This is a genomic window from Varibaculum prostatecancerukia, from assembly GCF_943169825.2.
GTDB lineage: Bacteria > Actinomycetota > Actinomycetes > Actinomycetales > Actinomycetaceae > Varibaculum > Varibaculum prostatecancerukia.
Window position 1 is genome coordinate 133,358 of record NZ_OW968402.1, and the last position, 26,183, is coordinate 159,540.

The window sequence follows — 26,183 nt, forward strand, 5'->3', positions numbered from 1 at the left end:
GAAAAAGATGGTAGGCATCAAGGACGTTTGCCACATCTTAACCGTGACCTACAGAACTGAATAGATCCCATAAAATCCAATAACCTAGCGCAAAGGAGCGCGTATGTTAGCGACATTGAATGATCTTCTGGTACCGATGGCGGCAGCCACCCCAAGTAGCGGCGAGATCTTCGCGTCAGAATTCTTTGGCACCGCCATCTTGTTGATGTTCGGTGTTGGAACCTGCTGCACCAACAACCTTTTGAAATCCAAAGGTAAAGGCGGCGGCTGGTTAATGATCAACTTTGGGTGGGGTTTGGCAGTGTACATGGGCGTGTATGCCGCCTATAAGACCGGCGGTCACCTCAACCCGGCGGTCACCCTGATGAAAGCTGTCTGGCACGGCATGGACAGCAAGGTGACTCTGAATGGCCCCAGCGTTGCCGAGGGCGGCATTCCGGTAACCACCCTAAACGTGTGCATCTACATTGTGGCGCAGCTACTGGGTGCAATCGTCGGGGCGGTGCTCGCCTACCTGACCTACAAGAAACAGTTTGATCAGCCGATGGAGGATCCTCGTCCCAAGCTATGGTGTTTCTCCACCGCACCCGAGGTACGCTCCTACGGCTGGAACCTGGTCACCGAGATTATCGGCACCTTCGGTCTGTTGGCGTTCGTTATGGTTTCTGGTGGTACCCCCACGCAGGTAGGTCCGCTAGCGGTCGCCCTGTGTATCGTAGTTATCGGTATTGCTTTGGGTGGTCCTACCGGATACGCCATCAACCATGTTCGTGACTTGGGACCGCGTATTGCCTTCAGCTTGCTTCCGATGAAGGGCGGAAAGCCGGATGCTGACTGGGCTTACTCGTGGGTACCCTTAGTTGGCCCCACAATCGCTGCCATTATCACCCCGCTGATCGTAGTCGGTCTGGGAATGGCCGCCTAGGAAAACTGCTTAGAGAAAATAAATAGAAAGAACCCTAAAGGAAGAAAAATATGACCGAGAAAAAATATGTAATGGCCATTGACCAGGGGACTACCTCCTCGCGGGCAATTTTGTTTGACCATGGCGGACAGATTGTGTCGGTGGGACAAAAAGAACACGAACAGATTTTCCCCAAGGCCGGTTGGGTTGAGCACAATCCGATTGAGATCTGGGACAACATTCGCGAATGTGTTGCTCACGCCTTGCAGAAAGCACAGGTAAACCGGCATGAAATCGCGGCAGTAGGGATTACCAACCAACGCGAAACCGTAGTGGTGTGGGACAAGAACACTGGGGAACCGGTATATAACGCGATTGTTTGGCAGGATACTCGTACTTCCCAAATTATCCGGGAACTCGCGGGCGATGACGGCCCCTCCAAGTATCGCGATATTTGCGGACTCGATTTGTCGACATATTATTCCGGACCGGAAATTAAGTGGATCCTAGACAATGTTGAGGGCGCACGTGAGAAGGCAGAAGCCGGTGAACTGCTGTTTGGTAACACTGACTGCTGGGTACTTTGGAATATGACTGGCGGCGTGAACGGCGGGGTACACAAGACTGATGTCACCAACGCTTCGCGTACCATGTTGATGGATATTTGCACCCTGCAGTGGCGCGAAGACATTTGCAAAGACTTTGGGATTCCCCTGTCGATGCTGCCTGAAATTTGCTCCTCCTCCGAGGTTTACGGCTATGGCCGTAAGAACGGTCTGCTGATCGACACCCCAATTTCGGGTATTTTGGGCGACCAGCAGGCAGCTACCTTCGGACAGGCTTGCTTCAAGAAGGGCATGGCCAAGAATACCTATGGTACTGGCTGTTTCGTGCTGATGAATACTGGGGAAGAACCGGTGTTCTCCAACAACGGCCTGCTGACTACTGTGGCTTACAAGATCGGTGATAATAAGCCGGTTTACGCCCTGGAGGGCTCGATCGCGGTTGCTGGCTCGCTGGTGCAGTGGCTGCGTGACAACCTGGGGTTGATTAAGACCTCGGATGAGATCGAGAAGCTGGCTAGCACCGTTGACGATAATGGCGGCGTGTACTTTGTGCCCGCGTTCTCCGGTTTATTCGCGCCCTATTGGAAGGACGATGCCCGGGGTGCGATTGTCGGTCTGACTCGCTATAACAACAAGGGACACATTGCGCGCGCGGTGCAGGAAGCTACCCCCTATCAAACCCGCGAGGTCTTCGATGCCATGGTGGCGGACTCGGGCGTGGAGCTCAAAGAGCTGCGCGTTGATGGTGGCATGACCAAGGATGAAATGGTTATGCAGTTCCAAGCCGATCAGCTGGGCGTGCCGCTGGTACGGCCGCAGGTGCTGGAAACCACCGCGTTGGGTGCGGCCTATGCTGCCGGTATCGCCGTGGGATTCTGGGACGGCGAACAGGACGTGATCGATAACTGGGCAGAAGGCAAACGCTGGCAGCCGGGTGAGGATCGCGAAGAATATGACCGCAACTACCGTCTATGGAAGAAAGCGGTTACGCGCACCTTCGAGTGGGTAGACGCCGATGTAGAGAACGCCTAATCACGTTCACAAAACATAACTGATATAGCAATAAACATCCCGGGAGGGTGGACTTACTATCCAGCCTCCCGGGATATTCTTATCTATGTAGATGACGCAGAAAGATGTGGTTAAAGAACCAAAAGAACTGCTACATCACCACCAGGCGGTATCCCATGCCGCGTACGGTCACGATTCGTTCCGAACCAATCTTGCGGCGCAGATAACGCACATATACATCCACCACATTCGAACCCGGATCAAAGTCGTATCCCCACACCATATCCAGCAGCTGGGAACGGGAAAGTACCTGATCGGGATGCTCCATAAAGGCTTGTAGCATAGTGAACTCGCGGGCTGATAGTTCTACCGGCTCTCCATTAATGGTGGCGCAGCGAGTACGCAAATCCAGGTGTAGGCCACCTACATTAATCTGCACCATATTGGAGGGATCTTCATTACTGGCGTTCTTTAGCCGTAGCCGGATCCGCGCTAGCAGTTCCTCAAAGCGGAAAGGCTTAGACATATAGTCATCGGCTCCCTGCTCCAGACCGCTCACGGTGTCCTCCACCGAAGAACGTGCAGTCAGCACAATAATCGGCAGGGTGGCTCCTTGACCACGAATCTGTTCTAGCACTTCGAAGCCATCCATGTCGGGCAGGCCAATATCGAGGACAATCAGCGAGTAATCGCCCCCAAGAGCCCCGGAGATCGCGTCCGTACCCTTGTCGACTACGGTTACGTTATATCCGGCGGAAGTTAATCCTTTAGCGACGAAAGAGGAGATACCGGGTTCGTCCTCTACCACCAAGATGCTTGTCATTTTTTATTCTCCTTGTATTTCATCTTTGCAGTCATCATCTGAAATCGGCAGGCTGATATTAAAGACCGATCCCACTGAAAGAGCGGAGCGGACTTGTAAGATTCCGCCATGCGCCTGTGCAATGGCGTTCACGATTGATAATCCCAGGCCAGACCCGGCATAGGAGTGGTCAACCCGCATGAAGCGGCCGAAAACTTGTTCCTGATCCTTCGGGTCGATCCCGATTCCCTGGTCACGCACCCACAGATTGAGGCGATGGGTACCTGACACCAGAGGAACTTGCGGCTGCGTCTGCAGGCTGGGAGCGGTAACAGTTTCAGCCGCTACCTGATTACCGTGCGAATCTAAGAGGGGTTGCTGATAATCGATTCCCGCACCCAGGGCAATAACCGTTCCGGGAGTAGCGAACTTTGAAGCATTTTGGGCGAGGGCGAGCAGCGCCTGTTGCAGGCGCTGATGATCCGCGGTGGTCTTTACGATAGTGAGGTTATCGATTCGCCAGTTGAAATCACCCAGTTGGGTAGCGTTTTCAAACGCATCCATGAGTAAATCCCCGATATCTACCCGTTCGGGCCGGATGAAGTCAGGGCGGTCGCTCTTGGCAACCGTAATCAAGTCTTCGGTTAGCCGATGCATCCGGGAAAGTTCCTCTAACGCCAGCTCCCGAGTCCGGTAAGTGTCTTGGGGATCATTGGGATCCAAAAGCTCTAGGTGTCCGCGAACCACCGTTATCGGGGTGCGTAGCTCATGACCCACATCGTTTAGCAGGTCGCGCTGTTCATCAAAACTGGATTGCAGACGCGCAATCATCGAGTTCATCTGACGGGTAACATCTGCCAGGTCATCATTGCCTTCTACTGGTAGGCGCTTAGTAAGATCTTGTTCGCTGGTAATCGAAGTCATCATTTCCCGCAGCCGGGCAATCGGCGCCAACAATGACTGCGAGGTGCGAACATTGACCAGTCCTACCAGCGCTAATACTAAGAAAGAAATTCCCGCGAACAGTAGTAGCTGTGTCTGGGTAGGGGCAATATCGGCGGAATAGTTAGAAACCACCGCCAGCAGGGCGTCATCAGTACCCGCGGCGCTAATCGGTACGATTCCTACCGCATAGGTGGCCTGGTCGGTGCGCACCATAAACATTTTCGCCGAACTCAAATCTGCGTAGCTGGTTATCTGCGCCAACAGCTGTGTATCTTGATGAGCGGCAGAATCTCGCGCGTCTTTATGTGCGGTGAGCTCCCCTCCTGAAAAGCCCAGTAAACTGCCGTTATAGGGGGCGTCCGCAGCGTTTATGAACTTAACCAAAGCATCTTTGGCTGAAACTAGACCTCCGCTGGATTTACCGTTCTCAACCTCAGTAAAGTTCCGCAAATCAGCAGTGATGGCTTCGGTTTGCGCCCGCTCCGCATAGGAAATCTGAAACATCCCGCTAATTAGCAAAATAAATCCCACTACGGTCAGTGCCAACGCTGAAATGAGTACCGTGTGCACCAGCATTCGGTTACGCAAGTTAGAAATCCGCAGCTTATGGGCTTTATCTTGGGTAGTAACTGTTTTTTCTATTACCCGCCGCGGACGAGCTTGATAGGCCGCGCGCTCTGCGGGTGCTTGCGGAGCGCCTGCCTTTGGCTGCAAGCTTTGCGGTGCAGACGTTGGTGCAGTTCCGCCAGTACCTTCCAGGATTTGCGGCAAGGTCATCTCCCCAGGTATCTGCACTTCGGGGACGGGAGCAGCAGCCGGGATCGGGGAGAGAGCTGCCCGAGGACGAGCGGCGGGAGCCGGCGGTGTTACCGATGAGGAAGCAGACCCGCCGGGAAAGCTAGCGCCGGGGTAGCTAAGTTTTTCGGTCATGGCTGCTCCACTCCCTCGGGAGTGGGAGAAACCGATTCTACCGGTGGCGCTTGTTGAGTGATGGCCGGTGCTTGCGGCTGGAAACTAACCGCTGGACCTAACTCGTGAACTCCATTTAGTAGCAGGGCGCGCATCCCGATTAGAATAGCCAGAGCCAGGGCGATAACGACGATTGCTACCATTGCAAACTTGCGCATGCCGAGACCCTCCTTGCTAATCCCAGAATCTTTAAGGACGCGCTCACGTCCTTTCTAATGATTATAGGTTATAGAAAGGATACTAAGGACAACCTATTTTACTTGATTAAGAAAATCGACTATCCGACCCACGCCTTCTTCCAGGTCGTGATCACTGAGCGCGTAAGAAAGACGGAAGAAACCGGAAGGACCGAATGCCTCGCCGGGAACTACCGCTACCTCAACCTTCCGTAGCATCAAATCAGCCAACTCTGCCGAAGTTTGCGGGGTTTCACCCGCGAGTTCGCGCCCTAAAATCCGCTCTACGCTGGGGTAACAGTAAAAAGCGCCGTGGGGCATAGGAACTTCCAGGTCAGGAACCTGACGGAGTAGCTCCACCATCCGTTGGCGACGACGATCAAACACTTCGCGCATTTCCACAACTTTGTCCAAGGGGCCGCTGACTGCCGCTAGGGCAGCCCGTTGCGCAACATTTGATACGTTTCCGGTGGTGTGGGACTGGAAAGCAGCGCAGGCCTTGATTACATCCTTGGGAGCAATCATCCAGCCCACGCGCCAACCGGTCATAGCGTAGGTCTTAGCCACCCCATTCAACACCAGGGTGCGTTCAGCTAGTTCCGGTACCAGTTTCAAAATATGTTCAGCGTGTATACCGTCATAAATCAGGTGTTCATAGATTTCGTCGGTAATCACCCAGATCTGATTTTCGAGAGCCCACTGTCCAATAGCTTTTAGCTCATCCGCGTCGTAAACCGCACCCGTGGGATTGGACGGGCTGACCACCAGCAGTGCCTTGGTCTTGTCAGTCTTGGCGGCATCCAACTGTTCAACTGTGACTTTATAGTGCTGATCCGCTCCGGCCATTACCGGAACTGGGACGCCGCCCGCAATCTTGATAACCTCCGGGTAGGTAGTCCAGTAGGGGGTGGGCATGAGGACTTCGTCGCCCACCTCTACTACCGCGGAAAACGCCTCAAAAACAGCCTGTTTACCACCGTTGGTAACAATAATTTCGGTGTTGGGATCAACTTCGTAGCCGGAATCGCGCAAGGTCTTTTTGGCGATCGCCTCGCGCAGCTGGGGTAGTCCCTTTCCCAGGCTGTAGTGGTGCATTGCCGGGTCGGCGCAGGCTTCTTGCGCAGCCTTCACAATATAGTCAGGGGTAGCAAAATCGGGTTCCCCCGCGCCGAATCCGATGACCGGACGCCCTTGAGCTTTAAGTTCTTTCGCGGCGGCATCCACAGCCAAAGTCGCGGAAGGAGAAATTTGGGCTAGACGATTCGAAATTCTGTGTTCTTGCGGTTTATTCATACCCCTATTTTGCCACGCTTGTCTGTTGAATCACCAGCGAGACCAAAATGCAATAGTTATTTATAGCTAGTTCTACTTTGTAGACTGCCGTTTCACTGTGCAAAATAGGTAAAAGGATGCGTTTTTCCCCACTAAGCACCTATTTTGGTTGGACGCCATCCGCAAAACCTCATAAACTTATCTAGCACCGTATAAGGTCAGCCATTAGGCTGGAAGGGCAGTGGCGCAATTGGTAGCGCAACGGTCTCCAAAACCGTAGGTTGTGGGTTCGAATCCCGCCTGCCCTGCAAATCTGAAACCTGTGCCGGGCCCGGTACAGGACGAAATAGGGACTTCGACGGGAGTCCCAAGACAGCAAGTGAGGAAACGATCTTGGCACCTAACGAAGGCGCAGCCTCCGCAGAGGCAGACGCCAAAACGGCGAAAAGTGGTTTTTGGGGTCGCATCGTGCAGTTCGTGCGGCAGGTTATCGCGGAATTAAAGAAGGTTGTTTGGCCTACCCGCGATGAGCTCACTACGTTCTTTGTGGTCGTGATCGTATTTGTGCTGGCAATGATGGCCTTTTCGGGGGTTGTCGACGTAATTACCGCCTGGGTAGTCAGCAAAGTATTCGGCGGTTAACTTAAGGAATAACATTTGCAAGCAGGCAATAAGGAGCAGGAAGAAAATACCGTGAGCAACGATCCCGTATTCTCCTCGGAGGAAGGCGCCTCCACTGGCGCGAACCCGCAGTCCCAAGAGGACGTGCAGGGTAGCGTAGACGCAGTTGCGCCCTCAGAAACAGCAGCAGAACAGGAGGCTGTCGCCCCGGAAGCCTCCGCGGTGCAAGAAGACGCCCCTGAACTTGAGATTACCGACACCGCGCAAGACCAAGAGCTTGCGCCCTCGGCCACCGCGGAAGAGCTTTCTAAGGCCGAACAAGACAAGCTGCGCGAGGAACTAGAGTTTCTCCCCGGGTATTGGTACGTTCTGCACACCTATTCCGGCTATGAGCGGCGAGTAAAAGCCAATCTGGAACAGCGGATTGTCACCTTCAATATGGAAGACCAGATCTACCAGATTGAAGTGCCGATGGAAAAAGTCGTCCAGGTAAAATCCACCGAGCGCAAAGTGGTCGATCGGGTACGGATTCCCGGTTACGCCCTGGTACGCATGGAGGCAGTCGAGGATGCCCCCGATGCCTGGCGGGTAGTTAAGGACACTCCGGCGGTCACCGGATTCGTGGGAGATTCGCAACACCCGATGCCGCTAACCGAAGACGAAGTGGTTTCCATGTTGGCACCTACTCCGGCCTCGATTAAGGCTGCCGAGCTGCAAGACGAACGTTCCAGCAAGGCTAAGGCCGTGGAACAGCCGGTTATTGAGGTGGATTTCGAGGTCGGCGAGAACGTTACCGTCACCGATGGCCCCTTCGCTACGATGCCGGCTACTATCTCTGAGATTATGCCTGAACAGCAGAAACTTAAGGTACTGGTGGTTATTTTTGATCGGGAGACTCCGGTAGAGCTCGGATTTAACCAGGTAGCAAAGATTTAATTGCTCACAGTGAGCAGTCCTAATTGGTTGTAAGGGCGGGTGCGCCCTTAGAATGGACGATTGTGCTGGGAGTTTTTCTGCGGAAAAATTACCAGACCACCAAGAGTTTCCGGCAACCGCCGGGAAAGTAAAATCAAGAAATTATATTGAGAAGGACCCTATATGCCTGCAAAGAAGAAAAAGGTAATCGGCCTGATCAAATTACAGATCGAGGCCGGTGCTGCAAACCCGGCGCCCCCGGTGGGGCCCGCGCTTTCGCAGCACCAGGTAAATATTATGGAGTTCTGCAAGGCCTACAATGCGGCTACGCAGGATCAGCGCGGAAATGTGATTCCGGTAGAAATCAGTGTCTACGAGGATCACTCCTTTGACTTTGTTCTCAAGTCCCCGCCGGCTGCCCAGTTGATTAAGAAAGCTGCTGGGATTGCCAAGGGCTCTGGTACGCCGAACACCAATAAGGTGGCGAAGCTGACCATGGATCAGGTTAAAGAGATTGCCGAGCAGAAGAAGGACGATCTGAACGCGAACGATATCGATGCGGCAGCAAAGATTATCGCGGGAACGGCTCGTTCTATGGGAGTTGTCGTCGAGGGTTAACCCTGCGGCCACTCAAAATAAGACTATAAACCGTGGAGGGGAACGTGCGCCCTCACCACAACCTGCAAGGAGAAAAGCAGATGAAAAAGCACTCTAAGGCCTTTAAACAGGCTGCTGAAAAAGTTCATAAGGATCGTCTCTATCAACCGTTAGAGGCCTTCCGCTTGGCCAAGGAAATTGCTTCCACCAAGTTCGATTCCACCGTGGATGCGGTTTTCCGTCTCACGGTAGATCCGCGGAAATCGGATCAGATGATTCGCGGCACCGTTTCTTTGCCGAATGGCACTGGTAAGACCGTTAGGGTCCTGGTTTTTGCCAATAGCCCCAAGGACAAGGAAGCTTTAGACGCGGGAGCCGACGAGGCCGGCGGCGATGAGCTGATCGAAAAAGTTCAGGGTGGATACCTGGACTTTGATGTAGCGGTAGCTACCCCGGACATGATGGGTAAAGTAGGACGCCTAGGTCGCGTTCTGGGGCCGCGTGGTCTTATGCCTAACCCGCGTACCGGTACCGTCACTATGGACGTAGCCAAAGCGGTTAAAGAGATCAAGGGCGGCCGTATTGACTTCCGGGTCGATAAGCACGCTAATCTGCACGTGGTGCTCGGTAAGAGCTCCTTTGATGCCGAGAAGCTGGCGGAGAACTACCAGGCAGTTCTGGATGAAATTCTGCGTTTGCGTCCGGCAGCCCTAAAAGGTCTGTACATCAAGAAGATCGCGATTTCTACCTCTATGGGGCCGTCCATTCCTTTGGATAGCTCGCTGACTAAGGATCTAGCGACTGGCGATCCTCGCTAAGGATTGCCGCACCCGCCTCTGGGCGTGGTGTAAATAGCTGAAAATCTAAGGGGATCCCGCCGGTGGAAAAAATCCACCGGCGGGATCCTTTTTTGCTTTCCGGGTAAATTCAAATATTTGCTTATATAAGGGGCGCGGCCGGTAAAAGATACGACAGGGACACGCAATCCGCCAGTATCTTGCTTAGTCGGAAACATACCTATTTGCCTCTTCTTACAACTTCCTATCCTCGCCTAAGCGAGGAAATCAGGGTCCCCGGAGTGCTTTTACCGAGCCAGCCCCTGGACGCAGGGTAAGAATAATCGCTAAAAGGCACTCCGCCGGCGCCCTAGATCATAATGGCTGTGGCAATCTGATTATCGATGCTGTAGCGGCTGTCTATAATCACTACGATGCACATTTTGCGTTTGCGGGAAATGACCGTGATTTCCTGACCGCTGTAGCACCCCAGACGAAACAGGAAACTGTCCATCTCTGGGTCGTCAGTGTCTATATCTTGCACGATATAGGTTTGACCCTCGGTGGCTTCCAGAAGATTCATTCTTTCCTTTGTGTCGTAAGTTGGCTTTGTCTCGCAAGCTAGTGACCGCGGCAGCTGCCAGCTGCCAGGTGCCAAAGCCTAGCGGGATTAGCAAAATCGAGAAGGGGGTAGCAATCGAGGCCAAGATAGAGGTGTTTTCCGCGCCGTCTGGCACTTCTTGGAAACTCCAATTAAAAGTCTGCATCAGCTGTACTACCAGGTTGCATACCAAGATGATGGTGGCGGCTTTAATAATGTAGGCTTTGGCGCGCTCTAACATCGACAAGGTGGCGTGCCACAGGGAAGGCACCCGGTAGCGGGGTAGCTCCATGATGAAAAAAGTTTTCCGAAACTTGTGTCCGGTTACCATCTTCACTAGCAGCGCCCCCAGGAAGATCAGGCACAGTCCCAGGAAGTAGCTAACCCAACTCACCCAGGCAGATCCGGCGAAGAACGCTCCACAGAAGAGGGCAATCACCGGGATTTTTGCCCCGCAAGGAATAAAAGAAGCCAGCATGGCGGTGGCGCGCCGTTCGCGTTCATCACGGATAGTCCGGCAGCTCATAAAGCCGCAAAATGGCTATGCCTGCGAATTTATTGGTTAGTACCGCATCCAGGGTGTCTTGGCGAGTGTGAGCAGCAACTTTTACCGCCCGTTTTTCTACCGTGTCAACTATCGAGTCCACAAACTCGTAGCGACGCCGATCTTCCTTATCGACTGCCTGTTTATCGGTGAGATCGATATCTGCCTGTAGATAGGGGGCTTTTTGACCTTTCCCTTCCTGCGTGAAAACTTCTTGCAAGACCTGATCTAAGCCGTTGTTTTCCTTCGCAGTGGAAACGGTGGGTACCACCGGACAACCCAATTCGCCCTGAAGTTTTTGGACATCAATCTGGGTGTCTTCCTTTTCGTTGATATCGCTCTTATTAAGGGCGACTACCACCGGAACCCCTAGCTCTAGCAGCTGGGTGGTAAAGAATAGGGAGCGGCGCAGATTGGTGGCGTCAACGATATTAACGATAGCGTCCGGGTTGGCGTCATGAACGTATTTACTGGTGATAGTTTCCTCGGGAGTGAAAGGAGACATGGAGTAGGCTCCCGGCAGGTCCACGGCAATGGCTTCCCGACCGTCAGTAAGCTCATTTTTTTAGCTTAGCATCAGCTTGTCCAATGGTAACTCCACCCCAGTTGCCTACCTTGACTTTCTTTCCGGTAAGAGCATTAAACATAGTGGTCTTACCGCTATTGGGGTTGCCAGCAAAGGCAATTCTCATGACGCAATCCTCTCAAACATCCGTAGGCATTAATGGTAAAATTTACGTTTACCTAAGTAATGGCACTACTCATTGAAAGGAAAACCTTACTAGGACATAAATCCGGGCTAATGCCTATTTGGGTATTAACCCGTAAATCCGGGATGTTTGCTCCACTACTTGGTAGATGAAAGCGGGGTAGGAACCACTACTTAGTCATGAACTATTTGCTAGAGCCGAAGGCTAGCAGCAAGAATTAGACTGTTATTTTTCTAAATCTTCCAGGGAAGTATTTTGCTCGGGAATAGTCAAAGCCACGCAGGTAAGTTTGCGTTCAGCCTTATCTTTCCAGCTGGTTTCGGTAGGGGAGAGGGGGTACAAATCCCACTTCGAATCGCGGTAACTGATTCCCACAAAGTTTTTGAAGTCACGCGCACACTGTTTAAGCGCTAAATCATAGAGTTGCTTTTGCCCCGGGAAGGTTGCTCCCGTTAACTTTTTTATCCCTACTACCTGAGAGTTATGCGCTCGCGAACAATCGACCCGTTCAACTTGCCCGGCGGGCTGCGTGCCAGTTAACACTTCATCAGGCATATTAAAACAGTCGCCAACTTCCAGAGCGGAGGTCGCAATCGGTTGCGAGGAACAGCCACTTAACGCGCCTAGGGTAAGGGTAGCTAGGACGCAGGAAAAGGCGAGGCGCGCCCTCAGACGGGGGAAAGAAACCGCAGTCATTGCTTCCACGCTAACCTCTAATAGGGGAAGATCGCGTGAACCAAGAAATAACTGAGCGCTCCAATCAGACCCGCACCCGGCAAGGTTAAAATCCAGGCAATCGCGATATTTCCGGCAACTCCCCAACGCACTGCGGAAAGGCGCTTGGTAGCACCTACCCCCATAATCGCGGAGGAAACCGACTGAGTAGTAGAAATTGGAGCGTGCCAAAGGAACGCAGTGATATAGAGAATCGAGGCGGAAGTAGCTTCGGCTACAAAGCCGTGAGCTGGGGTCACGTCAATAACTTTCGAGCCCAGAGTGTGCATAATCCGTCCGCCGCCGAAATAGGTGCCTACGGAAATCGCGCCGGCAGCAGCCAGTTTTACCCATAAGGGAATCTGCATAGAACCATCAGCGTCAGTGGCGTGATAGCCGGCAGCCAGCAGCGCCATAGTAATAATCCCCATGGTCTTTTGGGCATCCTGCAGGCCGTGCCCCAGCGCCATCGCTGCCGCCGAGAAACGCTGCAGGAAGCGGAAGTTATTCATCGTGCGATGATAGGACGCTCTTTGCAGAGCAGAAAGTAAGAAGCGCATTACGAAATAGGCGGTGAAAAAGCCTAGTAACGGGGACACCACCATGGGAATCAGCACGTGACTGACGATTCCCATCCATTGCACCGTGATGGTAGCAGCCAAGCCTACTCCCGCCATACCGCCGATCAGGGCGTGGGAGGAAGATGAGGGCAGGCCAAAGTACCAGGTAATGATGTTCCAGATAATCGCCCCCACCAGGGCAGCCAGAATTATCACTAACCCGTGCTGGCGTTCTGCCATCGAGACGGAGTCGGTGAAATGGGAAATATCAATAATCCCATTACCGATCGTTTGCGCCACCCCAGTACCCAGCATCGCCCCAATCACGTTCATGACTGCTGCCATTAACAGGGCGGATTTTGGGCGCATGGAGCGGGTAGAAACACAGGTGGCGATGGCGTTGGCGGCATCGTGAAAGCCGTTGGTAAAGTCGAAGATCAACGCAATGGTGACTACCGCGATCACCAGGGCCAGGGTGGTGTCCACGGGTTATGACTCCTTGATGTAGATGGCCTCGACCGCGTTAGCTAAGGTTTCAAAGGAGTCGCAGGCGGTTTCTAAAGACTCGATCACGTCTTTAATTTTGATGACGTAAATCGGATCAGTTTCCGAGGTGAAAACCTCTGCCAGCATCTTCCGGTACTGCTTGTCGCCCTTGTTCTCCAGGCTGTTGATATGCACCGTAAAGTCTTTGAGGTCGCGCCCGCCCCGCAGTTTCGGGATGGCGGTCGCGGTTTCCTTGGCGCACTCCCGCAAGATTTTTGCCTGTTTTTCCAGCCGTCGGGGAATATCTTGAATTTCGTAGAGGACGATTAAATCCCCCGCTTCGTCAATCCCGTCCATGCAATCATCTAACGCGCCGGTTAGCAGGGAGATATCCTCCCGATCCATGGGGGTAACAAAGGTGGCGTTCAGCATACTCATGGTGCGGTGAGTAATTACGTCCGAGTCATGCTCTAAATCGTGGAGCTGGGCACGCAGCTCCTTGCGTTCCTCGAAAGAGTCAACCTGAGTAATTTTTAGCAATAGTTCGGAGGCGGCATCTACGTTTTTTGCCGCCTTAGTGAACAGGTCGAAGAAATCTTCTGTTTTCCGTTTCTTTTTGAACAGCATCGGTGCCTCCTTGGCGAAGAACTATCCGTTCCAAGGTTATCCAACTTTTGTTCGTAATCTAAAATTCCTTACTGATTTATTTTGGTGGAGAAAAAGTCCGCGCTTATCTGCGAAAATAGCGCGCTTTGCCTCCAAGGGACATAGGACTTTGGTACCGCAGCCGGGTGAGGGCGTCTGTGCTGTAAAATCCCAGTTACCGGCGGGATTGCTCCTAGAGCTTATGTGGCATTTCCGAGGACGGACTATCGCCCTAAAACTGAGTGTACGGGTACTACTTTTTCGTAGCTAGGGCGCTTGGGGTTGTAGCAGAAAGCGCTCCCTAAAAATGGCAGTCGTAGCATCAGCGGGGATCAAGAGTGGTAGAGAGGGGATAAAAACGCCGGACCGAGAAGCGCCAGTCGGCGCTGAGGCCGCTCGTAGCGGCAATTTTTGGAGCCCGGGGCTAAACGGCCCGACGCCCTTATAGTCTAGCGAAACCCGCCAACCCTTGCATCTAACGCGGTTAGGGGAGGGGGAGCGGGAACCTTGGGGGCGAACCGGGTAACTCTCTTTGCCCTGAGAGCACCGATATAGCGATAATGGGAAAGTGATTAACACTGCCCGAAAATATCGTTTGCGCCGACTAGCGGCACTGGTGATATTGGCTATATTGCTGGCAGTAATCGCCCTGGTGGCGAACCTGATCTATGGGTTTGTTAAGCAAGAAAAATCTGATGTTTTTACTCCCGAACCCACTATGCCGCCGGTCAGCGCGGAGGGTTTCGATGCCGCCAATTTAATCAGCGAGACGGAGTTTACTCGCTGGGATTCTCTGTCTGCCCGGCAAATTCAGGACTTTATTACCGATTGGGGATATGGGTGCCGCCCCGGAAAAGCAAAAGAGATGCCAGAGAATACCGGCATTTCTAAGGCGACTAGCGGCAGCGACAAACAGCAGGTAGCGGTGCCTTGTCTCAAAGATTTTCGAGGACGGTTAGCCCCTCACGATGCCGATCGCTACTGCCCGCAGGCAGTGCAGGGCGGCGAGGAACTTAATGCGGGAGAAATCATTGCCCAGGTTTCTCGCAGTTGCCAGATCAACCCGAAAGTTATTTTGGTGACTCTGCAAAAGGAACAGGGGCTGATTACCGTCTCCTCCGCGCGTCTAACCCCCACCCGCTATCAAATCGCGATGGGGTATGCCTGCCCGGATCACAAGCTTTGCGACCGGCAATTTTTCGGGTTTGGTACCCAGGTTTACTACGGGGCGCGCCAGTTGCGCCGCTACCAGGCGGATCCGCAAGAATACCTAGTGCAGGCAGGAAAACCGGTAACTTTAGGGTTCGGCCCGGATTCACGCTGTAACAGTGGAGAAATCACCGCCCAAAACTGGCCGACGGCCGCCCTCTACAACTACACCCCCTATTTGGCCTCTGAGGACGCGCTCGCGGGGCTGAGCCATGAGTGTGCGCAGGCGGGGAATCTAAATTTCTATAAGTTCTACAAAGCCTGGTTTGGCGATCCCGTTACCGGCAATGGGGAAGTGCTTACCCGCAAAGCCTTGAAGCAGCGTCAGGCGCAGCAAAAAGTAAAATCCACAAATTAGCAGTGGAATTTTATTAAATTATTCAGTATTTATGCAGGAAAATGCTACAATTGGTGCGAGCGTTTGCAAGTTGACGCTCTTGCGGGACGTTTTTGGGAGGTGTCCTGCGCTCAGGGGAGGATGCCAGGTATTTTCCCCTAACTCGGATCCCTACCGAGAGTTGTTAGGGACTTGGGGGCTCAGGCAAGATGCCTGAGCCCCCAAGTAATTCCCCTCCCACCCTTGAATGCCTCTTGTCGGTGTGTTTCCCGGTTCCGGGCTACCGCTGGCTCTCTAGGTAACGCGCGGAGGCCATATTCATCCTCTCGCCCAAAAACTCGAAAAAAGCCAGGGCCTTTTTCGAGTTTTACGCCCGCCTAGCCGGATCGGACAAATATAGCCTCCGCGCTCACTGGGGTTGCGCGCAAGGGTTGCGATTTTGAGATGCGGGGAAAAGTTTTATCCGAGTGGGTGCGGTGGGCATAAGAATTCGGAAAACGCCGCTACGTTTTCCGAATTCTTGGGCGGGAGGAAAAACTTTTCCCCGCATGTAACCGCATACACCCGTGCGTAGCAGCACCGATTAAGACTTGGAGAACTCTTGCTTTGAGTAAGTCAGGCAGTGGGGTCGGGATTTTTTAGGGCGGATAGGGGAGCATTTAGAACTAGCGCTTGCAGGTAGAGGACGAATCCGAAGCCGAACAGAGGCATTAAGATTATGGCACTCCAGAAAAGACTGGGACGCAGGTAGAGGGCAACTAGGGGCAGGATTGTGAAAAGCAGCGCGCTGAGGGTGCGCGGTAAGTGTCCGATAGCAAGCAGCGCGGCATTGCGTAAAGTTTGGGCGAATGAGGCTGAGAACTGCGAGGTATAGGCAAAAAACCAAATACCCACGGCAGCTATCACCGCCATGCCGATCAATACTCCCGCGCGCATTACCAGATGCAAAGTGGGGGAGGCTGGCAGGTACTTGACTAGTTGCAGCTGGTAGGCGCCCAATAAAAGCAAGGCAACCAATATAATGCCGCCGCCAAGAGCAGCTCGGAAGTCAGTGCCGAAGCGCCGCCAGAAAGTAAAACCGGGGCGGGCGCCCTCTTCCCTTACGATCTGGAAAAGTACGTAAAAGCCAGCGCTTAAAGCGGGGCCAATCGTTACCACCGGGATGCTGGCGATGGTAATAAAGGCGCTGAGCATCGCCACATCTGCGATTAGAGTCAGTACGGAGGCAAATGATCCGTAGTGAGAAAAAAATCGGTTCATAATAGCTATAAAGTATCGCTAACTGCTAGTGGTGGTTAAAGGCGAGGGGCTTGGCCGGTGGATTCGCCAACTAATAGTTTACCTTGCAGCAGTATCTGCGGATTTTCTAGAGGTTGTTTTTTTAGCTTGGCGAATAACAGGCGACAGGAAATATCAGCTAACTGATGGATGGGCTGTTCAACAGTAGTTAGTGCGGGACTCGTGTAGCGCGCGAACTGGATCCCGTCGAAGCCGGTTACTGAAACTTGGCGGGGAATTTCCAGCCCGGCATCTATCAGTGCCTTTTGGGCGCCTAAAGCAATCACATCACTAATGGCGGCTACGGCAGTAAAAGGTATCTGGCGCGCCAGTAGCCTGCGTGCCAGCTCATATCCGTAACCGAATGAGTAGGGATCATCGCCTTCGTTACCCCGCACGATCAAACGCTCGTCAGAGCTAATCCCGTGGGCTTTTAGGGCGGAGATAAACGCTTTTTCTCGAATAGCTCCCACCGAGCGCTCTGCCTGGTCGGGACCAAGGAAAGCAATCTGGCGGTGTCCTAGGTCGGTGAGATGCGAAACGATTTGAGAAATTCCGTGGGCGTCATCGACGCTTACAGCAGCAATAGAACTGTCCCAGCCGGGAGCAGGGGGGATGGTGCACAGCACGAAGGGAAGCGGGAAGTCATTAAAAATGGTAGTGGATTCGCGTGCTTCCCCTCCCAAGAAAAGCACCCCGGCGGCTCCCGAGTCTTGATAAGCGCCGCGTCCGATATTTACCTCGTCCTCACGGTGGGAAATCCGTAACAGTGACATTTGGTAACCGTGCGCGCGGATGGCCTGCTCAATCGGGTCGATAAGGGACAAGAAAAAAGGGTTCGACGGCCCCTTCATTACCACGGCAATGTTGTTTAAGTGTTGAGCTCGTAGGGTTTGAGCATGGCGATTGGGCTGGTAGTGCAGTTCCTTGGCAATTTTAAGGATCCGTTCCCGGGTCGCAGGGGAAATCTCGCTCTGATTATTTAGTGCGCGCGATACAGTGGTGATACCGACCTGGGCTGCGGCAGCGACGTCTCGGATAGTCACGGCGGGCGACGGATGCGACATGGAAATAAATCCTTGATTCAAACGGATATTTTAATGTTATTAACGATAGCAGGGATTGGGGTGGAAGCATTTTTCTTCCACCCCAATCCCTGAGTGAAGGTTTTAGCCTTTAACGGCGCCAGCGGCCACACCCTGAATGATGTACTTCTGCATGAAGATATAGAAGATAACAATCGGGATAATCGCCAATACCAGCATTGCCATGAGGGCACCCATGTCCCGGTTACCGTTCGAACCTAGCAGGAACTGCACCACGATCGGGATGGTGCGGTATTCACTGCCCGGCCCCAAGACCAGGTTGGGGAGCAGGAAGTCGTTCCATACCCACATGGTGTTGAGGATGGCCACGGTAATCGCGGTCGGTTTGAGCATCGGCAGTACCACCCGGAAATAGGTTTGTACCGGGTTGCAGCCATCGATAGTAGCCGCCTCCTCAATATCAATCGGAATCGATTTCACGAATCCGGCGAACATAAAGACGCTGAGTCCCGCACCGAAGCCCAGGTAGAGCACCATCATTCCCAGGGGATTACCTAGACCCAGGATGCTGGATACCTGCACCGTGGGGAACATAACCATCTGGAAGGGGATCACCATCGAGAATACAAAAATGTAGTACAAGGCGCTGGTCCACCAACTCTTTACCCGGGTGATGTAGTAGGCGGTCATCGCGCATAGCATCACGATAATCGCTACCGATCCGATAGTGATTACGAACGACCAGAGAATCGAACTAAAGAAATTCGAAAGCTGCAGACCAGTTACGTAGTTCTCAAGTCCTACGAAAGTATCTCCCCAAGGTAAGCCAAAAGGATTGTTCGACAGTTCGAACTTCGACTTGAAGGAGTTCATAAATACGAACAGAATCGGCCCAAGGAATATGCAGGTCAAGAGAATCAAGATTATGTATAAAATAACCTTGCCAATGGGGTTGACCCCGGAATCCTCGGTACCTTTAGCAGGTTTTTGCTTAGCAACAGGCTGCACGGAGGCAGCGGTAGTAGCGGTGCTCATGCTTCAATCTCCCTTGAACGAGTTGTCCGTAGCTGGAACATGGCGATAGCTACCACGACTACTACGAAGATAACTGCTTTGGCTTGTCCAACGCCTTCCATACCCACCTGGTTAAACATGGAGTTAACGATGTTTAGGGCAACCATCTCGGTTTTCCCTGAGGGTGCGCCGGCAGTTAACGCCAGGTTCTGGTCGAACATTTTGAAGGTATTCGACAAGGTTAAGAACAGGCAGATAGTGATGGAGGGCATCACCATCGGAATGGTGACGTTGCGCAGCACCTGCCAGCGGCCTGCTCCATCAATTTCTGCGGCCTCGGTGAGTTCTGGAGGAACGTTTTGCAGACCGGCAATATAGATAATCATCATGTAGCCGATTAGCTGCCAGTTAATCAGGATAATCAACCCTGCATAACCGTACTTCCAGTCAGTAACTAGGGTTGCGCCATAGTTCTGCAAAATAGCGTTGATAATAATCTGCCAGGTGTAGCCCAAGACGATGCCGCCAATTAGGTTGGGCATGAAGAAAACTGTGCGGAAAAAGTTAGTACCGCGTAGTTTGCGGGTTAGTACCCAAGCGATCGCGAACGCAAAGAGATTTACGGTAACGATGGAGACGACAACCACAAGTACGGTGAAGAGGAACGCCGAGGTAAACGTGTCTCGAGAATCAAAAACCTCTATGTAGTTGTTAATTCCGACAAAGGTTGCATCGGTGATAGTGGTGAATTCACAAAAAGATAGGAAAAAACCAACGATGAACGGTATCAGAAAGGCGATCAGAAAGGCTGCCAAGGTGGGCAGCACAAAAAGTGGAAAATAATATTTTAAATTCGACTTCATTGTCTATCCATTTCCTTTGACCGGTGGATAAAAGATTTTAGCAAAAACTGGGTTTACTGAAGATATTCTAGCTGATACCGAGTTGATTTGCGTTTACTTGCGCCATTAAAGGCGGGGAATGTATTGCTGGCAAGGGAGGTGGCAGATAAGAACCGGGCGGTTCCCATCTGCCACCTTGCCCCTTGTAGGGCATTCGCCTCTTTTATCTAACCGAGGTTATTCCTCAGTTATCTTTTCTCGGCGGCCCAGTTGTCCTGGAAGTTCTTAACTACCTTGTTCCAGTCCAGGTTGCCAATGGCGTACTGTCCTAGATCCTGGCCAAAGTCGTCCTTAAACTTCTGCGACGGGTACGTGGTGAATACCCACGGCACGGTGGTCAGCTCCTTGTTATTCATGGAAGCTGCAATTTCCTTGGCCAGCGGGTCATTCGGAATCTCATCAGCAGAGAAAGACTTGAAAGGAGCGATAAAGCCCAGGTCTTCCACTACGAACTTCTTGCCCTGGGGATCGCTGAAGAGCCAGTTGATGAAATCAATGGTGGCCTTCTGATCAGCTTCGGAGGCCTTAGCGTTAACTGCCATGAAGGCTTCGGTACCTACTGCCAGACCCTGCTTTTCTTCACCCTTGTGACCGGTGTAGATAGGCAGCATCTTAATCTTGTCTTCCTTAACTACGTTGCCTTTCTCTTCGGCAACCTGGCTCCAAGCCCAGTTACCGTTTTGCACCATAGCTGCTTTACCCTGCGCAAACTCAGCCATGGAGTCGGCTACGTTCTTGTTAGGAGTTAGCTTGCGGTCAACAGTGGAGTTATCCAAGTAGAGGTCGAAAATATTCTTGAACTCTTTATTGAACTTGAACTGCGCCTTGGCCTTGTCGGTTACTTTGTCCGCTTGGTACTCGTAGTACATGGGGATGTTAGACAGGTGGGTCTGCCAACGCCAATCTTCACCTTTAGCTAGCGAAGTGGAGGCAAACACCCCTTCAATTCCCAGGTCAGCCTTGTGCGCCTGCATATCCTCAACAACTTCTTTCAGTTTTGCGAAGTTATTGATTTCGTCCATCTTGGTGGCTTTGGCGCCAGGCATGGCGAAGTACTTGTCCATAATTTCTTCGTTGTAGACAATGCCGTAGCCTTCTACTGCCAGAGGCACTCCGTAGATCTTGCCGTCTTCGCCCTTGAGCGCCAAGTTCGGATCATTTAGATCCTTGGCAAACTTGGTGTCGGTGAGGTCGGCGGTGTATTTCTGCCAGCTCTTTAGGCCTACCGGACCGTTCACGTTGAACAGGGTAGGAGCATCAGATTTTGCAACCTCGGACTTTAGCTGCTGTTCGTAGTTTCCAGAACCTACGGTCTGGATTTTAACTTCTACGCCCTTGTCTTTGGTGTAGGCCGCAGCAATTTTCTTGAAGGCTTTTTCCTGCTCTGGTTTCCAGTTCAGCATATAAACCTTGCCCTTGCCGTCGCCAGCGCTGGAGCCTGAAGAGCAGGCGGCCAAGCCGGTCAACGCAAAAGCGCTGGCAACCAAGGTTGCCAGAATTCGAGTTTTCCTTGACATTAACGTCCCCCTTTGGACCTTCGATTAGCAAGCGCGGGTATGATTCCCGCACTTCATCGGAAACGTTTCCGATGAACGTTTCCACATTATCAGTTAGGAGCCATAAATGGAAGTGAGAACTCCAAAATTGTTATCGTCTTGTTAATTTTGGGGTTCTTTTTACTGATGGAGGAATATAAAAAGCGGCGGCGGCGCGGGTAAAATCCATCCGCGCCGCCGCCTAGCATTGTATTTTTCAGTTATTTATAAAGGCGTACTCGGTCCTTTAAAGCACCCGGACGTAGACCGGATTCCCGTAGACTCGAGCAATCTTTACCCGGTCGCCCGGTTTAGGAGCGTGGATCATATAGCCATTGCCTAGGTAAATCCCCACGTGATGGCTATAGTTCACCATATCGCCCGGCTGAGCTTGAGCTCTAGAAACCCGGGTACCGACGTTCCTTTGTGCCTGGGAAACGCGGGGCAGATTAACTCCGACCGCGTTCCTATAGACATAGGAAGTTAATCCCGAGCAATCGAAGCCCGAAGGAGTGCTGCCGCCCCATACGTAGGGAACGCCTAGGAACCGCTTGGCATATGCAATCACCGCTGCTCGGGAGCCAGTGGCATTAACCGACATTTGCGGAGCTGAGAACCTCGACTGGCTTTGAGTGCGAGCCTGTGCACGGGTAGCTTGTGACCGAGTCTGTGCTCGACTAGCTTGCCGGCGCGATGCCGACTGCGAAGACTGAGCCCGGCTACGAGCGGCTTGTGCGGCAGCCTCTCGCTTAGCTTTTTCCTCAGCTGCCTTCAAAGCAGCCTGTGCGGCAGCCTCTTCCCGAGCCTTCTTCTCCGCAGCTATTTGTTCTTGGCGCTCTTTTTCTGCTTGTTCAGTTACTCCCCGCGCCTCTGCCAGCTTCTTAACCAGTTCTTCGCGTTGTGCACTGAGCTGAGCCAATTTGCTCTCCGACTCCGCTTTCAGCTGGTCAGCTGCATCTTTTTGCACCTTTACTTCTTGCGCGGCCTGCTCTTTTTCATCCTTGGCAGTGTTAGCGCGCTCCTGGAGTACTCCGGCCACCTTGGAGATAGAGTCGAAAGTACGCATCTGGGCATCCGCCTTTGAACCAAACAGTTCAACAGACACCTTCTTCATTTCCACAGTCTGCAGACCATCGGCATTTAGGTAAGGAGTCAGAGATGACAGTGATCCTTGAGTGGTGTAAACCGTACGTGCCAGCCCTGCTAGCGCTTTCCGCGCTTGCTCCACTTTGTCTTGCGCATCCTGAGAATCCTGAGCGGTCTTTTCTGCCGCCTGTTTGGCTACTACCAGGTTTGAAATCGCGTCATTGTAGCTGGCTTCCGCGCTTTCTGCGAGGTCACGAGCCTTTTGGGTTTCAGTATTTACCTGGGCAAGTTGTGCCTCAATGGCCGCTACCGAGTTTGCTGCATTATTCTCTGCAGCTTTAGCGGCGTTTACCTTGTCATCAGCTGGCGAAGCGAACGCCGTAGGCGCAAAAATAGAAGCAGATGCTGCTAGCGCAAAACTGGCCGAGATGACCAGGACGCGCCTTCCAGCTTTCCGTCCCGCAAAATTGTGGGGGTTCATAGCTTTCCTCCTAGAGCGACTTTGGGAGTTATAAGTCGGACTAGATGCCACAATACCGCTCTTTTACATCTCTAACAACAACTTTCACATTAACAACACGTGTAACAGAGATGTGAAAAATGAGGTTTCGGTAATAAAACCCGTCTCTTCGTGGAGAAATGACGACCCACAAAGAGAAAACACGCGGAAAACATCAAAATGTGAGATGACTCACTAAAAGGTATTTTTGGTGTTTTCCGCGTGTCTAGCGAAAAGAAATCTACTCGGTAATCTGCCCATCAAAGAAGTCGGCGACTAGACCGAAATACTTCTTATTATTCTCCGCTTCCCATTCCTTCATACGTTCCCGGGAGCGGAGAATCTCCGCTTCAGCTTCTTTGCGCCCTACCCAGTGGGCGCCCTCTACCGATTTGCCAGGCTCTAAATCTTTATAAACTTCGAAGAAGTGCTGGATCTCTAGGCGATGAAACTCAGAAATATCTTCAATCTCGGTACGCCAAGAGGCACGCTGATCCCCGGCGGGAACACACAGAACCTTGTCGTCACCACCGTTTTCATCGCGCATCCGGAACATTCCCAATGGGCGGCAGCGGATGACACAGCCGGGGAAAGTGCTCTCCTCTAAGACCACTAGAGCATCCAGGGGGTCTCCGTCCTCGCCCAAAGTGCCATCAATGAAGCCGTAGTCATCCGGATAGCGGGTGGAGGTAAACAGCATCCGATCTAATCGAATACGACCAGTTCCATGGTCAACCTCGTACTTGTTGCGGTTGCCTTTCGGAATCTCGATAGTGACGTCAAATTCCATTTCCGTTTCCCCTTCCCGCCTTGGCAGGCGAAGTGTGCGACAATCGGAGCGAAATCAATAGCGCCGAAGTCATGGCGTCTGCTTTATATTTAAGAATACGTGGAAAATCTGTCAGCGAGGGGAAGAATGCGAAAATCTGTACTTTTACCGCTGATTCTTTTGCTCGCCTTGCTGTTGGGTGGGGTGGGGTACGGCGTTCTGGACGCCTATAATCTGGTTCCTGGAGTGCTTACTTTAGAAAACCGCTCCGTGAATGTTCCGGAAACTGTGCAACTCGAGGTAACTGAAACCACAGTTACAGCCCCGGCTGGGATTAACACCAGCGCGAAGGAAGTGACCCCAACTCAGGTTCAGACTCTGCTCGCAGAATTAGAAAAACAAGCTGGAGGCGGGGTTTCTTCGGCTTCCACGAATGGGCAGAGCGCAGATCCAGCCCCAGCGAGTACCGGTGCCAGAGTGGGCGCAGTGGTAATCGACACTGCCAGCGGGAAGACGATTGCCCAGGTAAACGGAGACCAGTTAATGACCCCCGCTTCCTCCAGTAAAGTGGTGGCTGCCGCTACGGCGCTACACACCCTGGGACCGCAGTACCGTTTCACTACCTCTGCGAACCTGGCAGGTAAAAAACTTTATTTAAGAGGCAACGGGGATCAGCTGCTAGCTGCGGGTGCCGGCGATCCTGCTGCCATTACCGGTCATGCGGGTCTGGGGGATTTAGCTGCCGAAACCGCGAAGAAACTAAAGGCTAAGAAACTGACTTCGGTGCAGCTCTTTTTGGATGAAACTATTTTTGGTGAGCAAGCGATGCTTCCAAACTGGGTTGCACAATCAAACACTCAATACGAAACAAAACCGGTTCCGCTGGCGATTCGCAATGGACTATCCAGCCCCGAGCTTACTTACGGGTATGTTGATGATCCTGCGCTGGCAGCCGCCCAAGAGTTTGCTGCACGACTAAAAGAACAGGGTATCGAGGTTGGTGAGGTAGAGCGGGCAACAACCCCCAAAAGCGCCGTTAAAGTTGCCCAGGTAAAAAGCGCTAACCTCCATGAAGTTACGCATGACACCCTGAAAGAATCAAACAATATGCTGGCAGAAGTGCTTTGCCGGGCATCGGCAGTGAAGGCCGGAACAGGAGCGAACTTCCCTGGGGAAATAAAAGTAGCGCGAAAAGTTTTAGGAGATTTAAAGCTAGAAGAAACCGGTTTTGAAAACCAAGACTGTTCGGGGCTATCAACCGAGAACAAAATTAAACCGGAACTGCTGGCTTCGATAATTCAAGGAGCCGTCCATGGCAAGGATCGGCATTTACGTCCGCTGATTTCCTCACTGCCAGTAGGGGCTTTAGACGGAACTTTACATGATCGCTACCTGGAAAAAACAGCAGCCGGAAGTGTACGCGCCAAAACTGGATCTTTGCAGGCAGCCCGGTCTTTGACTGGTCTGGTGACCACCAAATCTGGTAGAACCCTCAGCTTTTGCGTGATTGTCGATTCCTTTAGAGAAGGATCAGGGAATGTTGCCCTGGGTGCCATCGATAATTTTGTAGATGGACTGGCGAGTCTGTGACCGAAAAAGTGGTCGGCGCAGGAGGGCGAATAGAAAGAGCTGTTCTGGCGCAGCTAAAACAACTAGAAAAACTTCATCCCGGAGCCACTTTACTGGTGGCCTGTTCGGGTGGGGCAGATTCCCTAGCCCTTGCCGCCGCACTGGCCCGCCTGGCGCCTACGCGTACTTTTCAGCTGGTGGCCGCGACTGTGGATCATGGGTGGCGCCCCGAATCCGCTGCTCAGGCTAGGCGGGTGCAAAAAACACTCACCGAGTTAGGCTACCGGCAGGTAGCGCTACTGGAGCTTTCCCGGCAGGAAAGTGGCGGAGGTAAAGAAGGTGCCGCTCGCAAAGGACGCTACCGGGCGCTAGCAGCAGAAGCTAGCCGCTACGGGAAGCTGGGCTCCGAAGTGTTTATCGTGCTGGGGCATACCCGCGATGACCAGGCAGAAACCGTGCTGCTGGGACTGACTCGCGGTAGCGGCACCCGCGCGATTGCAGGGATGCGCAGCTGGGGAGGGGACGAAAAAAGTAGCGAACCGGGTATGTACGGTACTAAAAGCGGCAAGCAGGCGGGATATTTACGGCCGCTTCTGGAACTGCCCCGCCAAGATACGGTAGCGGCCTGCCAGGAATGGGCTCTGCCCTATATTGATGACCCTTCGAACTATCCCGATGGCCCGGTTAAGGCAGCGGACGGATCTCCGCTGCGCCGCGCTGCCTTGCGCCACCAGGGACTACCCGCCCTCGAAAAAGCCCTAGGGATGGATCCGCGACCTGCCTTGGCGCGTACTGCCGCCCTATTACAAGCAGATTTAGATGCCCTCGACACCTTAGCTGGCTCCTGGTTTGAACAGGCTAGACGGGAAGATCCTGCAGGCGTGACTCTGGAAACCAGCCAGCTGCTTTCGCAGCCAGCTGCCATTCGCAAACGGGTATGGCGCCTGGCAGCGCTGACCGCAGGTGCCCGGGCGTCAGACCTGCGCAAAGTGCAACTAGATGCCATAGATTTCTTAGCGACCGCCCGCAGAGGCACCGGCCCTATCCAGCTGCCCGGAAAAGTAAGTTGCACCCGAGTGGCAGGAAGCTACGAACTTCACTTTCGAATGCCACCTACAGGATAGA

The 26,183-nt window shown here is 52.8% G+C and carries 27 protein-coding genes and 1 tRNA gene; 10 read left to right on the forward strand and 18 right to left on the reverse strand.

The features are described from left to right. Nucleotides 1-103: 103 nt before the first annotated feature. Complete coding sequence (locus KO216_RS00520; RefSeq protein ID WP_215522323.1) at nucleotides 104-925, forward strand: MIP/aquaporin family protein; 822 nt, start codon at nucleotides 104-106, stop codon at nucleotides 923-925. A 50-nt stretch (nucleotides 926-975) separates the two neighbouring features. Further along, a complete protein-coding gene (glpK, locus tag KO216_RS00525) occupies nucleotides 976-2,502 on the forward strand; it encodes a glycerol kinase GlpK (RefSeq protein WP_215522324.1) in 1,527 nt (508 codons plus the stop codon). Between the two features lie 130 nt (nucleotides 2,503-2,632). Here the strand turns inward: glpK and KO216_RS00530 are convergent, their stop codons facing one another. The 4 genes from KO216_RS00530 to KO216_RS00545 form a co-directional block, all read right to left on the reverse strand. After that, on the reverse strand, nucleotides 2,633-3,304 hold the full coding sequence (locus tag KO216_RS00530) for a response regulator transcription factor (protein ID WP_215522325.1): 672 nt from the start codon (nucleotides 3,302-3,304) through the stop codon (nucleotides 2,633-2,635). Between the two features lie 3 nt (nucleotides 3,305-3,307). Then, on the reverse strand, nucleotides 3,308-5,158 hold the full coding sequence (locus KO216_RS00535) for a sensor histidine kinase (RefSeq protein WP_215522326.1): 1,851 nt from the start codon (nucleotides 5,156-5,158) through the stop codon (nucleotides 3,308-3,310). After that, on the reverse strand, nucleotides 5,155-5,355 hold the full coding sequence (locus KO216_RS00540) for a hypothetical protein (protein ID WP_215522327.1): 201 nt from the start codon (nucleotides 5,353-5,355) through the stop codon (nucleotides 5,155-5,157). Before KO216_RS00540 ends, KO216_RS00535 begins: the two co-directional genes overlap by 4 nt. A gap of 93 nt (nucleotides 5,356-5,448) precedes the next feature. Beyond that, complete coding sequence (locus KO216_RS00545; RefSeq protein ID WP_215522328.1) at nucleotides 5,449-6,666, reverse strand: pyridoxal phosphate-dependent aminotransferase; 1,218 nt, start codon at nucleotides 6,664-6,666, stop codon at nucleotides 5,449-5,451. A 214-nt stretch (nucleotides 6,667-6,880) separates the two neighbouring features. On the opposite strand from KO216_RS00545, the gene KO216_RS00550 reads away from it, so the two are divergent. The 5 genes from KO216_RS00550 (at nucleotide 6,881) to rplA (ending at nucleotide 9,596) form a co-directional block, all read left to right on the forward strand. Continuing rightward, nucleotides 6,881-6,953 (forward strand) — tRNA-Trp (locus tag KO216_RS00550). A gap of 85 nt (nucleotides 6,954-7,038) precedes the next feature. Beyond that, on the forward strand, nucleotides 7,039-7,287 hold the full coding sequence (gene secE, locus KO216_RS00555) for a preprotein translocase subunit SecE (RefSeq protein ID WP_215522329.1): 249 nt from the start codon (nucleotides 7,039-7,041) through the stop codon (nucleotides 7,285-7,287). Nucleotides 7,288-7,338: 51 nt separating this feature from the next. After that, complete coding sequence (gene nusG, locus KO216_RS00560; protein WP_251451701.1) at nucleotides 7,339-8,202, forward strand: transcription termination/antitermination protein NusG; 864 nt, start codon at nucleotides 7,339-7,341, stop codon at nucleotides 8,200-8,202. 162 nt (nucleotides 8,203-8,364) lie between these two features. Further along, a complete protein-coding gene (rplK, locus tag KO216_RS00565) occupies nucleotides 8,365-8,799 on the forward strand; it encodes a 50S ribosomal protein L11 (protein WP_071129227.1) in 435 nt (144 codons plus the stop codon). An 80-nt stretch (nucleotides 8,800-8,879) separates the two neighbouring features. Continuing rightward, nucleotides 8,880-9,596, forward strand: a complete 717-nt coding sequence (gene rplA / locus KO216_RS00570; protein WP_215522330.1) for a 50S ribosomal protein L1 — start codon at nucleotides 8,880-8,882, stop codon at nucleotides 9,594-9,596. Nucleotides 9,597-9,924: 328 nt separating this feature from the next. Here rplA and KO216_RS00575 read toward each other — a convergent pair whose 3' ends face one another. The 7 genes from KO216_RS00575 to KO216_RS00605 form a co-directional block, all read right to left on the reverse strand. Further along, complete coding sequence (locus tag KO216_RS00575) at nucleotides 9,925-10,137, reverse strand: ferrous iron transport protein A (RefSeq protein WP_309547316.1); 213 nt, start codon at nucleotides 10,135-10,137, stop codon at nucleotides 9,925-9,927. Next, nucleotides 10,079-10,681, reverse strand: a complete 603-nt coding sequence (locus KO216_RS00580; protein ID WP_215522332.1) for a hypothetical protein — start codon at nucleotides 10,679-10,681, stop codon at nucleotides 10,079-10,081. Before KO216_RS00580 ends, KO216_RS00575 begins: the two co-directional genes overlap by 59 nt. Beyond that, a complete protein-coding gene (locus KO216_RS00585) occupies nucleotides 10,659-11,228 on the reverse strand; it encodes a FeoB small GTPase domain-containing protein (RefSeq protein WP_215522333.1) in 570 nt (189 codons plus the stop codon). Before KO216_RS00585 ends, KO216_RS00580 begins: the two co-directional genes overlap by 23 nt. A gap of 28 nt (nucleotides 11,229-11,256) precedes the next feature. Continuing rightward, entirely contained in the window at nucleotides 11,257-11,391 is a 135-nt protein-coding gene (locus tag KO216_RS00590) for a FeoB small GTPase domain-containing protein (RefSeq protein WP_215522334.1), read from the reverse strand. A gap of 243 nt (nucleotides 11,392-11,634) precedes the next feature. After that, the gene (locus KO216_RS00595; RefSeq protein WP_251452056.1) at nucleotides 11,635-12,105 is read right to left on the reverse strand and encodes a septum formation family protein; all 471 of its coding nucleotides are present in this window, start codon (nucleotides 12,103-12,105) and stop codon (nucleotides 11,635-11,637) included. A 17-nt stretch (nucleotides 12,106-12,122) separates the two neighbouring features. Then, entirely contained in the window at nucleotides 12,123-13,169 is a 1,047-nt protein-coding gene (locus tag KO216_RS00600; RefSeq protein ID WP_215522336.1) for an inorganic phosphate transporter, read from the reverse strand. A 3-nt stretch (nucleotides 13,170-13,172) separates the two neighbouring features. Further along, nucleotides 13,173-13,796 (reverse strand): DUF47 domain-containing protein, encoded by a 624-nt coding sequence (locus KO216_RS00605; protein WP_215522337.1) that lies wholly within the window; start codon nucleotides 13,794-13,796, stop codon nucleotides 13,173-13,175. Between the two features lie 586 nt (nucleotides 13,797-14,382). On the opposite strand from KO216_RS00605, the gene KO216_RS00610 reads away from it, so the two are divergent. Next, on the forward strand, nucleotides 14,383-15,381 hold the full coding sequence (locus tag KO216_RS00610; protein ID WP_215522338.1) for a hypothetical protein: 999 nt from the start codon (nucleotides 14,383-14,385) through the stop codon (nucleotides 15,379-15,381). A gap of 594 nt (nucleotides 15,382-15,975) precedes the next feature. Here KO216_RS00610 and KO216_RS00615 read toward each other — a convergent pair. From KO216_RS00615 to KO216_RS00645, 7 genes are all read right to left on the reverse strand, one after another. Next, a complete protein-coding gene (locus KO216_RS00615; RefSeq protein ID WP_215522339.1) occupies nucleotides 15,976-16,620 on the reverse strand; it encodes a MusI family membrane protein in 645 nt (214 codons plus the stop codon). Nucleotides 16,621-16,655: 35 nt separating this feature from the next. Continuing rightward, on the reverse strand, nucleotides 16,656-17,705 hold the full coding sequence (locus tag KO216_RS00620) for a LacI family DNA-binding transcriptional regulator (protein WP_309547317.1): 1,050 nt from the start codon (nucleotides 17,703-17,705) through the stop codon (nucleotides 16,656-16,658). Between the two features lie 102 nt (nucleotides 17,706-17,807). Then, nucleotides 17,808-18,719 carry a carbohydrate ABC transporter permease gene (locus tag KO216_RS00625; RefSeq protein WP_215522341.1) on the reverse strand — a complete coding sequence of 304 codons (912 nt, stop codon included), beginning with the start codon at nucleotides 18,717-18,719 and terminating at the stop codon, nucleotides 17,808-17,810. Beyond that, nucleotides 18,716-19,561 (reverse strand): carbohydrate ABC transporter permease, encoded by an 846-nt coding sequence (locus tag KO216_RS00630; RefSeq protein ID WP_215522342.1) that lies wholly within the window; start codon nucleotides 19,559-19,561, stop codon nucleotides 18,716-18,718. Before KO216_RS00630 ends, KO216_RS00625 begins: the two co-directional genes overlap by 4 nt. Before the next feature lie 227 nt (nucleotides 19,562-19,788). After that, nucleotides 19,789-21,117 (reverse strand): ABC transporter substrate-binding protein, encoded by a 1,329-nt coding sequence (locus KO216_RS00635; protein WP_215522343.1) that lies wholly within the window; start codon nucleotides 21,115-21,117, stop codon nucleotides 19,789-19,791. 265 nt (nucleotides 21,118-21,382) lie between these two features. Beyond that, nucleotides 21,383-22,702: a C40 family peptidase gene (locus KO216_RS00640; protein WP_215522344.1), complete on the reverse strand. Its 1,320-nt coding sequence runs from the start codon at nucleotides 22,700-22,702 to the stop codon at nucleotides 21,383-21,385. Between the two features lie 259 nt (nucleotides 22,703-22,961). Then, complete coding sequence (locus KO216_RS00645; RefSeq protein ID WP_215522345.1) at nucleotides 22,962-23,510, reverse strand: inorganic diphosphatase; 549 nt, start codon at nucleotides 23,508-23,510, stop codon at nucleotides 22,962-22,964. A gap of 126 nt (nucleotides 23,511-23,636) precedes the next feature. Between KO216_RS00645 and dacB the strand changes: the two genes are divergently transcribed. Both dacB and tilS read left to right on the forward strand, forming a co-directional pair. Next, on the forward strand, nucleotides 23,637-25,079 hold the full coding sequence (gene dacB, locus KO216_RS00650) for a D-alanyl-D-alanine carboxypeptidase/D-alanyl-D-alanine endopeptidase (protein ID WP_215522346.1): 1,443 nt from the start codon (nucleotides 23,637-23,639) through the stop codon (nucleotides 25,077-25,079). Then, the gene (gene tilS, locus KO216_RS00655; RefSeq protein WP_215522347.1) at nucleotides 25,076-26,182 is read left to right on the forward strand and encodes a tRNA lysidine(34) synthetase TilS; all 1,107 of its coding nucleotides are present in this window, start codon (nucleotides 25,076-25,078) and stop codon (nucleotides 26,180-26,182) included. Before dacB ends, tilS begins: the two co-directional genes overlap by 4 nt. Nucleotide 26,183: the final 1 nt, after the last annotated feature.